The following is an 11407-nucleotide window of genomic DNA, read 5'->3' on the forward strand; positions in this document are numbered from 1 at the left end:
AGTCTACGCGTATTTCTACTGCTTCTATCAACTAATATATTGTTCATCTGTATCTAAAATTTAAGCTGCGGCATCCATATTCGATTGCCGAGTTAATCGTGCGCTTGCCAGTTTCATTCCGTTATAAACCATCGTAACGAGGTCAAAATGGACTTTTGCTCGTTCTCCTGTACGGTATCTTACGTTGTTTAACTGAAAGAATTCTTTTAAGTATCCAATCACGCGTTCTACTGAACTACGTTCATTGTAAAGCTTCTTCCAAGCTCGAGACCCGCATGCTGGAGCGTTGTAATGGCGTAGGGCTTCTCGCCTTTTGCCCATTTTATAATATATGGTCGGCCACTGGGTACGTTACATTCCTATTAAAAAGCTTAACTATAGAAGTTTCACGGAGCCACGTTCCTCTAACATGCAATTATAGTAGGCTTATCTCATGTTTTTCACCAAATAACGAATCGTATGTCTTCCCAAAAAGTAACAAGCCATATGCTATGATGTTGGCGGACAAGAGATCCGCTATCCCTATCAAAATGCACGATTTTAATGAATAAGCGGCCATTGGTTCCGTTATGTAGAGGGAAAGCAGCTCAAACGAGGTTGATTAGCATAAATAAGGAACTCAGTGTCCTTAAACGCTTTAATAACAGCGTTTTTTGTACCAATAAGAGATCCTATGTCCGTTTAGAGTATAGTACTAATCGTGTCAGCAGCAAATTTAAAAAACGAAGAGCTAGTTATGCTCTTCGTCCACAATTATTGATATACTTTGTTGAATGCTTCTTCTATTTTCGGCAGTAATGAATCCCAATCTGCGTCCATTTCTTTATTAACCGTTACGAAGTCTTGAAAGCCGAAGATGTTGTCAACACCTTCAAGTGCTAATAATTCTTTTGCTAACGGATGATCTGTATCATCACCTTTTTTAAAAGAAGCACTTCCTGATCCTTCAAATAAAACTTGGTTTGCAGTAAATTTCATTGCATTAGGGTTCGGAGTTGGTTCTCCTCTAACTTCAATTGCCATTGTACATTCCTCCTTTATGTAATTGTCTTTATCATAACATGCACGAATAGCGAAAAAAACAAATGAATTCGTAATCGTAATCATTTGCTTTATTCTTTATGAAGGAGCATCCTTCGTTACGTTCAATCCTCTATGCATTTATATATATTATGTACATCTTTTTACTCCCTATAAAGTAGGCTATCAACTTATATACGAAAATAATAGAGCCCGGAACTTCAAATCCGAGCTCTATTTGTTATCCATACCTTTTTCTCAATCTTTCTCTCTCATAGCAAAGCTCTTTTAATTTTCCTTTAATTCGTGTAACCTCATCAGAGTTTTTTTCATTTAATGCATCTGCCAATTCCATCAGGTGATAATCGATTTCAAGTTTGATCATACAAGCTTTGACTTCAGGGTCAACTTTATCTATCGCCAACTCTTTCTTTTTAATCGTTCGATATGAGGCCATCTCGGCTTTTTCACCTCCACCTATTTTCATGACAGAAACAATTTTCCCGTTATCAAAACAGCTCACATAGATCCATCCGTCTGTTGCTGTCTTAACGATCGCTCTCCCTTTCGTTTCGGTAATAAGCTCTTCTAATATAATCGCAAGATCTTCCATCCAAATATTTAACTCTTTTAGCTGAATAACCGTCAAATTTTCAGTTGGCCGTTTTATTGGAATCATGACTTGACCTTCCTGCGAACGGACAATTAATTCAACAATATCATTATCATGTCGCCAGGTAATACGAAAATGAGCCTGGAGCAATTTATGGATAAAGGACTTCAGTACTGGTCTAGGCAGTTCGATAAATAAATCTTGGAACTCAGCCTGAAAACAACTCTCCTTCATAACCACGCTCCTTTCCATTTCTGTTTTTATATTTATCGTATGACGCTGAAGAAAAAAAAGAAGATATTTTTCTATATATTCTGATATTTCATTATGGTTGTCCATTTGCCTAGACAAGATTAAAATATACATAGATGAAATGATTGAGGTGAGCAGATTGGATAAACGATCGTCAGAACAGTTAAAAACGTTGCTACAAAATGAGTTTAGCGATAAATGGTCTTATTTAGCTCATAACCTCTCCTTTCAAAAAAACGGTTTGAACTCGTTTAGAACATGGTGTGAATCACAAAGTTGGGGGGCTCAATTAAGTCTTAGTAAAGAAGAAACAAATGACATCTTCCCATTGTTTTTATTATACAGCTTCATTCAAATTCGGCATAGGATGATTTCTCTTGGCACATATTCCTTTCGAAAAAAGTCTATTGAACCTTACATCGTAAAATCAATGAATGAATCCAACCATTCCTTCTTACTACATACATATTCAAATTGGACAAAATTATTGTTAGAAGATAAAAATACCGTTAAACAATTTTGTCCACAACTTTTCAATCTGAAAGAAACAAGGAATGATGATGAATTGAAAACGAAGACAGCCGTTGATGAATGGCTGTTACATTGGGTTTCGCGCCCTCATATAGAAAAATATATAAACCAATATGAAAAAACGAAAAACGAACAATTACGTGTTCACTTTAAAAATCAAGCGATCCTCATCTTAAAAGAACGTATTTTTTTAGAATCGACTAGACGAGTATTTATTCAATTACTCGCTTATCATAAATGCTCTTATGAAAGTATAAATTATTTTTTATTACACGTTCATGATCCGCTAAAACTGTGCATACATGGTGAGCAATTACTTTCATTCATTAAATCTGAGCACCCTGAATCAACCGTAAAGGTTTTGATTCAATTTATCGAACGTCTTGTGGAACATAAAACACGTTCACATTATACAAAAGCAATTGAATATTTAAACGAGCTTCAGCAATTATTTCAAACACTCGGGAAAAGCGAACAGTTTTACTCGGTTATTAACCTGTTAAAAGGTCGGTATTCTCGCTATCATTCTTTACAAAAGGAGCTGATACGTTTTGAATCGTAACGGATCGATTACGCTCGATGCCTCCTTTTTCTTTACTGATAAACAGAAAGGGTTGTTGCTAACAGTGGCACTTCATCATGAAATCAATCTTCCTTTTACTGATATAACTTTAATCAAACAATGGTTATTTCAAGACGATGATACTTCGTGTTACGGACTTGCCTATCATATCGAAACCTATCATATTGACAAGGAAATCAAACAAGGAGTTTTTATTCCACTTACTCATTTATCAACTTGTCTCACTGTATTCCAAAACGTAAAAAAACCTTTTCAGCTGTCACACACTTTTTCAACTCTTCTTTCTGTACTCATACATAAGAAAGCAGAAGTAAAAAATAAGCAATTCGTTCCGACGGCTACAGGCAATTGGGAATGGACGAGTGATGTAAACGAACAGATTCATGAAACGATATCGATCGTACAGCAATGTGAACAGTCTCTTGAAAAGAGAGCTTTGATTGATAAAAATGAACTCAACCGAACCGTTCGTCATTTTCTACATGATTGGCTGCAACATTCAATCATTGAGACTACATTTTTTGAAACCAATATTGTTCCGTTCATTAATCGTGTCCAAAAGAAATCAACTAACGAGCACGTCCGTTCATGGCTATTCGCATTACAACATCCCACTAAACAATATTCGATATCAAAGGAGCTATATCCTCATTGCTTAATGGCTTGGACTGGCGGAACAACAGAAAACCATTTTCAAATGATGCTTCTTGTTACTGAACCATCAAATGAAAGTGAAGAGTGGAGAGTCTCATTAGTATTAAAGGAATGGCAATCAGGACATGTATGTTCTGTCGAAAAAATTTTGAAAGGTGAACACCCATTCACAAAAAATCCAGTTCGCTTTATTCATCAGCAAATCGAACATTTACAGAAATCATCATTTGTAAGTGAATTTACGATTTCCCAGCCAGAAATCGTGATGAATCATGAAGAAATCAACCAATTTTTACTTCATGAATGTCAGAAGTTGGAATTATCAGGAATATTTGTTTTAGTTCCACAAAGCTTACAAGAACCGCCTCTCGTTCCTAAACTCCATGGTGACATTGCAGAGCAATCTGCCATAGAGGAACAGACTTATATTTGGAGAGGGAGTTCCATCACATGGACGTACTTGATTAACGGTACGGCTGTTGATGAAGTGACCTTTCGACAATGGGTTGAAGATAAACGTCATATGATTTATGTTCAAAATCATTGGGTCATTTGGGATTTAAAACATGCTGAAAAACTACTTCAACATCAACAAACTTATAAAACGAATCATTCAGAGGCACTTTTCGATGCATACCGGCAATATATCGAACAAAAAGAAGGGATCACTTCTACAGGTGTTAACGATCATGATGAATCTGTTATCGAATGGACGTTTCATATCCCCTCTTCATCTGAAATAACGTTAAACGAACTTAAAAATTTCAATAGACATTGGAAAGAGTTGCTTCGTCCGTATCAGCAAGAAGGTCTTTTATGGTTATTAAACATGAGAAAGCGGAAATTAGGAGCTTGTTTAGCTGATGATATGGGGTTAGGTAAAACGATTCAAACAATTGCCTATATCGATTGTGTCAAATCTCTAGGAGTGAAAGAGCAGACACCGGCACTTATTGTTAGTCCAACTAGTTTAGTTACAAACTGGGCAAATGAACTCGAACAGTTTGCTCCTTGGCTTAACGTTTATGTCCATGAAGGAAAACCTACAGCTAGGCATCACTCTTTTAAAAACAATAAAAATAGCGCAGATATCGTCATAACTTCATATCCGATCGCTGTCATTGATAAAAAATATTTTCAGCATGAGCAGTGGAATAGTTTTATTTTAGATGAAGCACAAAAGTTAAAAAATATTGAGACGAAACAACGGCATGTTATTAGCGAAATCACCGCATATCATACAATCGCATTGACAGGGACTCCTGTAGAAAATGATCCGAAGGAAATTTGGAGTATTATGGATATTTTAAATAAAGGCTATTTAAAAACCGATTCCTGGTTTTACGATCGCTTTTTACATAAGTTACATCACGATCGAAACGCAGAAAATCAATTTGATAACCTCCGCAAGTTGATCAGTCCATTTATTTTAAGAAGAACGAAACAGGGCTATCAAAGTGAACTTTCATTGCCTAAAAAAACAAAATATCAATACAACGTTTCTTTATCAAATGAACAAAAACTTCTTTACGAAGCTACCGTGGAAAACCTTCTTGACGACTATCACGAATTAACACATATGGAAAAAAGGGTGAAGCTTTTCCAGACGATGACGAAACTAAAACAAATTTGTAACCACCCCGCACACTTTTTAAAGGAACATTCATTTTCCAGTTTAGATCATCGTTCAGGCAAATGGGATGAATGTATGAAACTGTTATGTTCGTTATTAGCTGAAAATAAGAAAGGACTAATTTTCACTCATTACCGTCATATGGGAATGTTATTAGAAGAAGGTTTACGTAAGAGATTTCATGTGAACACACCATTTTTCCATGGTTCATTATCGACACAGGAGCGACAGAACTTAGTGAAAGATTTTCAGTCTAATGATCACATTCCGTTTATGATTATTTCACTTCGCGCAGGTGGAGTGGGACTAAACTTAACAAGTGCAACAGAGGTCATTCATTACGATCGGTGGTGGAACCCCGCTGTAGAAAATCAAGCGACAGATAGAGTGTATCGGATCGGACAAAAACGTCCTGTCGGAGTCCATACGTTTACGACTGAAGGGACACTAGAAGAGAAAATATCCGTTATGCTTTCTGAAAAGGAGTGGATGACAGAGGAATTGCTGCAACAAAATTCATTGCCGTTATGGAAACTGTCTCACGATGAACTAGAATCGTTGCTCACATTACGTTCTTAAAAGATTTGAAAAGAGGAGGTCATTAAAAGCCAAGCTTTTGGCGACCTCCTCATTTTTTGCTATTTAAAAAACCTAATTATTGAATTGAAATCGTTTGTTCAAATGGTGTATCGGACACTTCTTTACCATCAATGGAATAAACTAGAATCTCTGCTTTTACGTCTAAACTTTCAAATTTTGCTATAGCATCTGACTCCCATACATCTTCAAACGTTAGTGACTCGCCAGGTTCAATTTTTTCTGTAATAAATGCTTGAGTGAACATCCTTCCTTCTGAAAACTTGTATAGCTGCTCACCATCAGCAGAAATAATGACTTCAAATTGTTGACCAGAAGAAAAATCAACTGTTTTTTGGGAATCTCCATCATTTTTCAAAGCCATTTGAACGTTAACACGGTTATTTTCAATAGAAGCATCCAAATCAAACACTAAGTCCTCGTATACCACTTCTGTAGCCTCCTCTTCATCTACACCATTTTCAGCTCCTGATCCATGGTCATCGAGTTCTGAATCTGTTGGGCTTTCTCCTGTGCCGCAAGCAGAAATAAACAGTATGCTGCTCAGCATACAGCATAATAGGAATTTTGCTCTTGTCATTTCCTTTTCCTCCTATTTCTCACTCTTTTTAAGATTAGTCGGTAATAATAAATAAATGTTACAAGTATTGAGAGATGCCGATAAATGAGAGGGAAAGCGTGCACCTTCCTTCTCTTCGATCATGTTCAGGGCTGGGTGTGACTTCTCATGACATTTTGCTATTCATCTTTTCTAAACATACCGAAAATTCCTGTCGTCTGAACAATGTTTGTAAATGCACTTGGGTCCACTTCTTCAATAATTTGCTGCAATAAATAAAGTTCATATCGAGTAATCACAATCATTAAAACTTCTTTATCCTCTCTAGTATATCCTCCTTTTGCAGGAATTCTTGTCACACCGCGAGTAACCTTTCGGTGAAACGCTGATTGTAACTCATCAGGTTTGCTCGTTACAACCATCGCTGTCAGTTTGACATGGCGCGTATGTATAGCATCAATAATTCGAGATGTGACATATAACGTGAGCAGTGTATAAAGTGCTTCTTCCATACCGAACATTAATCCTGCTGTAATAACAATCATTGCATTCATAATAAAAAAGTAAACCCCTAAAGGTCTGTCACTTTTACGAGCTAAAATTAATGCTAGAATATCGACTCCACCTGAGGATGCCCCCCATTTTAAAATAAGACCTGCTCCTGCACCGCCCATTACACCTCCAAAAACCGAATTTAAAATAATATCTTCAGAGAGAGGTTGAACAGGGATTACCGTTAAAAATAAAGTCGTAAAAGCGACATTTATAAAACTGTAAAAAGTAAAGCTTTTACCGACTTTTTTCCATCCTAATATTGCCACTGGTATATTTAATAATAAGAGTAAAAATCCTGGCGGCAATCCGGTTAATTCTGAGAAGATCTGGGCAACACCAGTAAATCCACTTGCAAAAACATTGGCTGGAATTAAAAAGATATTTAAACTGACCGCAAGTAAAATACCACTAATGAATGCAATTAAAATTTTCTTTCCTTCTTCCATTACATCAAACTTTTTTAACACATAGACTTCCTCCTTTCATTTTAGAATGTACCATTACTATCAGTAATAATGAATGAAAATGATTATAATCACAAACTCACACAAAGTAAACCTTTTTTATGAAACATTTAGCCCGACGGACACTATTCATTTCAGTGCAGTAAAAGTTTCCTTAATATTAAAAAGAAATGCCAGGTTCTCCGTTCCAAAAGATAAAACGCTTGTATTCTATCTTTGAAGAACGCTGGAGAGAACCAGGCACTTTGTGATACTTGACGATTATTGATCTCTATTTTCATTATAATAATTAACAGAATAAACGGCACCTTCATCAACCATTGAATTATCCTCAACATCATGTGGGTCAGAATGTCCGACCTTCTCTCTTAAGTAAGGAACATGATCTTCTCTCGTCTTATTTTGCAATTTCGACTTTAAACGCTTAAAATTATGCATGATTTTTTCACGGTTCTCTTCTTTCCCAAAATAATATGTGCCCGCAGCAACAGCTGTTGCAACAACAGTTGACGTCATCATTTTTCTCGTATTCATTATCGATTCCCCCTGAAAGAGTAATTAATATACGTTTACCCTTCTTGATACGTAAATAAACAAATGCATATTTCCCACGATTATTTACACATATTAAATAACAGGATGTTCACAAAATATTCGGTGACCTGGTCCCTGAACTTTTACCATTTTAGGAGGTGTTGAGATGGACCCTACAAAAGACAACAATAAGAAGAAGCGGGACAACCAAGCTTTAAATGAACACAAAAATAAAAGTGAGAAAAATAACCGGCAACACCAAACACATCATTCTTACAGTAAGAAGCCCGATCACTTGTAAACGATGATTCAATAGGTCAGAGGATTTAAGGAATAAAACGAGGCTAGTAAAAACCTAGTTAGAACAAAAGAGGCTGGGACAAAATCCAGTTAAAGAGTGGCTCTCACACCGGTGAGAGCCCTTTCTTATAGAAATAAAAAAGAAGCCGCTCTTCATAGTACGATTTGTGAAGTACACATGAGCGATTTCTTTTTAAACTACGTTATTTGATAATCTTTTACTTTAGATTTTTTAGCTCTTCAACGGAAGTAACCGATGTTTCTTCGCCTTCTGCCGTTTCACCATCCCAGGAAAGCATTCCACCATTAAAGTTTACGACGTTCTCAATTCCATTCTCTTTTAAAAATAAAGATACATTTTGTGAACGATTCCCGCTTCTGCAGATGAAAATATATTCTTTATTCTTATCAAACCCTTCGACTAAACTTGGAACTGTATGCATCGGCATTAGTGGAACACTAGGAATATGAGCTGCCTCATACTCATCAGGCTCACGCACATCAATAATGACGGTTCCTTCCTTCTTTTCATCTAACAACACTTGTAATTCATCTTTATAAATTTGTTTAATTCCATCTTTTTCAGTACTCATAGAAGATCACCTCAAGTTGATTTAATGCTACAAAAGTAAAACCTTTGAACACGTATTTGATCCTTATCTTAAACCGCGAGAACTTCAGTTTCAAGTGATCGGTTTTTCTTCCGTATTTTGATCTTTCATTTCATCAGCTGACTTTTTCCTCAGCTTTAATAAACGGTATGTGTGACTAACAACTACTTTTAATACAGCGTATGTCGGAACAGCTAAAATTAACCCGAGAAACCCTGCAAACCTTCCGACTACTAAAATAAGTAAAATAATCGTTAAAGGGTGAACAGAAAGCTTCTTCCCCATCACTTGCGGAGAAATTAAGTTACTTTCAATTTGCTGAACGACTACAATCGCAATAAGTACCCATAGTACCATCGTCGGCGAATCAATTATCGCAACAATAACTGCTGGTATTGTACCTATCCAAGGTCCAATAAAAGGAATGACGTTCGTAAACATCGCGATGAGAGCAAGAATTAATGAATAGTCAATCCCTATAATAAGGAAACTAATATACATTAATACCCCTACACAAAAGCTGACGATAATTTGCCCTTGAATGTAAGAGCTTAATGCTTCATCCATATCTTTTAAGATTTTTTTTCCTTCAACCTGCTGTTTTTCCGGAAAGAATCGCAGTACTTGATTAGGTGCTTTCGTTCCATCTTTTAATAGATAGAACAACACAAATGGAATAATGATGATCATTATAACAAAGTTCGTGACAGCACCAATTAAACTCGTAAGACTTGTCGTAAATATATCAAATCCTTCTCTTAAATATCCCATTAAATTATCAGTTAATTCCTGTAACGAGAAATTTTCAGTTTCCTGAAAACGGGCAAACCATTCATTATTTTGCACTTCAATAAATAGTTTATTCAGTTCATTCACTAACCCAGGGAAATTTTCTACTAGGTTGGTAAATTGCCTTTGTAAAATCGGTCCAACAAGAAAGACAAGTCCAGTTATTACACCTATTAAGCCTAAATAAATGAGTAAAATGGATAGTACTTTGGGTAGTTTTCTTTTATGTAAGAAATTCACGACTGGTCTTAATAAATAATAAAGTACACCTGCAATTAAAAAAGGGAAAAACAAAGTTTGTACAAAAACGACAATCGGTCTAAATATAAAAGATACGAGTGATCCGAGAAATACAATGAGCAGGATCAGTGCAATAGCAATAAGAATACGAAAAAAACGATTATTTATCACAATCTACCACCAACTCTCTATTAAACAAGATTTCTTATCTTTAACAAAGCATAAAAAGAACGGTTATGTCAAAGACTTTCTTTGCCCATCCTATCATAGATAAGACATTAGCAAATGATTTTATACATATAAGATTTATTTATTTGTCTCCTTTTATTATATCATATTTCCATAAATTGTTTAGGTTTTCACATTGTCGTCATTAAAAAATACCCTGCGATTGAAAAACAGGGCATTACTATTAAAACTTGGCAAGTTTATTTGAATATTTTTGACACGTTTGGCGCTTAATCATTTTATGTGGGATCAGTACTTTTTTCGCTTCGGTTTCGGGGTGAAGGATTTTTTCAATAAGACAATTTGCAGCTTCATATCCTAGGTTATAAATATGAATATCAACTGTCGTCATAGGTGGTGAAGATAGTTCTGAAATCATAAGATTGTTAAAGCTAATAATCGAAATATCATCAGGGACACGAATCTCCATCTCACTTAACATCCTCATCACACCGAAAGTCATAATATCATCTGCAACGATTAATGCAGTCGGCCTTTCATTCAATGACATTAAATCAATGACTGCCTCTTGACCGCCTTCTTGTAATTCTTCATGAAACACGATATATTGATCAGATAAATTTAATCCAGCATTATTTAACGCTTTTTTATAACCTTCCATATGGTCAACGGTGACAACGAAATCTAAATTTCCGCCAATAAATGCAATGTTTCTATGTCCTAGCAACAGTAAATATTCTGTCACAGTTTTTGCAGCTTTAAAATTATCATTATTTACATACGTAATATCTTTCATATTTTCGTCATAAGGACGACCGATCACTGTAAAAGGAAATTTTTGCTCATATAAATATGTCATCACTTTGTCATTCACTCGCGAATAGAGTAAAATAATGCCATCTACTCTGCTACCCTGCACCATATCTTGGACTTCTTGAAAAATTTCATCTTCTGTTTGACCAGTAGACAAATAAAGTCCATATTCTAATTGGTGGGCTTTCGTACTAATCCCTCGAATAACCTCTGGGAAAAACGGATTTTGAAACGTTTTATTAGCTGAATTAGGCATAATAATTCCTAATGTTTTCGTACTTTTATTGGCTAAGCTGCGCGCATTAAAGTTAGGATGATATCCTAGTTCTTTCATCGCTTCCCGGACTTTTTCCTTAGTCCTCTCACTAATCCTTGGACTATTCGCAATCACCCGGGAAACAGTGGAAGGGGCGACATCTGCTTTTTTTGCCACATCTTTTATCGTTATAGCCATGGCTGTAGTTCATCCC

Annotated in this window: 11 protein-coding genes and 1 pseudogene; 3 read left to right on the forward strand and 9 right to left on the reverse strand. The window is 35.8% G+C overall.

The window, feature by feature from the left end:
• Window positions 1-60: 60 nt before the first annotated feature.
• The 3 genes and pseudogenes from CD001_RS20345 to CD001_RS20355 all read right to left on the reverse strand — a co-directional run.
• A pseudogene (locus CD001_RS20345) lies at window positions 61-300 on the reverse strand (transposase); the annotation flags it as partial.
• Window positions 301-753: 453 nt separating this feature from the next.
• The gene (locus CD001_RS20350) at window positions 754-1023 is read right to left on the reverse strand and encodes a NifU N-terminal domain-containing protein (protein ID WP_096189432.1); all 270 of its coding nucleotides are present in this window, start codon (window positions 1021-1023) and stop codon (window positions 754-756) included.
• Window positions 1024-1261: 238 nt separating this feature from the next.
• Window positions 1262-1867 carry a hypothetical protein gene (locus tag CD001_RS20355; protein ID WP_096189433.1) on the reverse strand — a complete coding sequence of 202 codons (606 nt, stop codon included), beginning with the start codon at window positions 1865-1867 and terminating at the stop codon, window positions 1262-1264.
• A gap of 157 nt (window positions 1868-2024) precedes the next feature.
• Here CD001_RS20355 and CD001_RS20360 point away from each other — a divergent pair, with 157 nt between their 5' ends.
• A complete protein-coding gene (locus tag CD001_RS20360; RefSeq protein WP_096189434.1) occupies window positions 2025-2978 on the forward strand; it encodes a hypothetical protein in 954 nt (317 codons plus the stop codon).
• On the forward strand, window positions 2968-5865 hold the full coding sequence (locus CD001_RS20365) for a DEAD/DEAH box helicase (protein WP_096189435.1): 2898 nt from the start codon (window positions 2968-2970) through the stop codon (window positions 5863-5865). The genes CD001_RS20360 and CD001_RS20365 overlap by 11 nt, the downstream gene beginning before the upstream one ends.
• Before the next feature lie 76 nt (window positions 5866-5941).
• On the opposite strand, the gene CD001_RS20370 is transcribed toward CD001_RS20365, so the two are convergent.
• From CD001_RS20370 to CD001_RS20380, 3 genes are all read right to left on the reverse strand, one after another.
• On the reverse strand, window positions 5942-6463 hold the full coding sequence (locus CD001_RS20370) for a BsuPI-related putative proteinase inhibitor (RefSeq protein WP_096189436.1): 522 nt from the start codon (window positions 6461-6463) through the stop codon (window positions 5942-5944).
• Window positions 6464-6621: 158 nt separating this feature from the next.
• Window positions 6622-7443: a YitT family protein gene (locus CD001_RS20375; RefSeq protein ID WP_096190701.1), complete on the reverse strand. Its 822-nt coding sequence runs from the start codon at window positions 7441-7443 to the stop codon at window positions 6622-6624.
• Window positions 7444-7722: 279 nt separating this feature from the next.
• Complete coding sequence (locus CD001_RS20380) at window positions 7723-7995, reverse strand: hypothetical protein (RefSeq protein WP_096189438.1); 273 nt, start codon at window positions 7993-7995, stop codon at window positions 7723-7725.
• A gap of 166 nt (window positions 7996-8161) precedes the next feature.
• Here CD001_RS20380 and CD001_RS27040 point away from each other — a divergent pair, with 166 nt between their 5' ends.
• Window positions 8162-8296 (forward strand): hypothetical protein, encoded by a 135-nt coding sequence (locus CD001_RS27040; protein ID WP_257009882.1) that lies wholly within the window; start codon window positions 8162-8164, stop codon window positions 8294-8296.
• Window positions 8297-8513: 217 nt separating this feature from the next.
• Here CD001_RS27040 and CD001_RS20385 read toward each other — a convergent pair whose 3' ends face one another.
• From CD001_RS20385 to CD001_RS20395, 3 genes are all read right to left on the reverse strand, one after another.
• The gene (locus tag CD001_RS20385) at window positions 8514-8888 is read right to left on the reverse strand and encodes a rhodanese-like domain-containing protein (protein WP_096189439.1); all 375 of its coding nucleotides are present in this window, start codon (window positions 8886-8888) and stop codon (window positions 8514-8516) included.
• A 90-nt stretch (window positions 8889-8978) separates the two neighbouring features.
• Window positions 8979-10106, reverse strand: coding sequence for an AI-2E family transporter (locus CD001_RS20390; protein WP_096189440.1), 1128 nt, complete (start codon window positions 10104-10106; stop codon window positions 8979-8981).
• Between the two features lie 241 nt (window positions 10107-10347).
• Window positions 10348-11391, reverse strand: coding sequence for a LacI family DNA-binding transcriptional regulator (locus CD001_RS20395; RefSeq protein WP_096189441.1), 1044 nt, complete (start codon window positions 11389-11391; stop codon window positions 10348-10350).
• Between the last annotated feature and the right edge of the window lie 16 nt (window positions 11392-11407).

It is taken from the genome of Evansella halocellulosilytica (assembly GCF_002335745.1).
GTDB lineage: Bacteria > Bacillota > Bacilli > Bacillales > Salisediminibacteriaceae > Bacillus_CA > Bacillus_CA halocellulosilytica.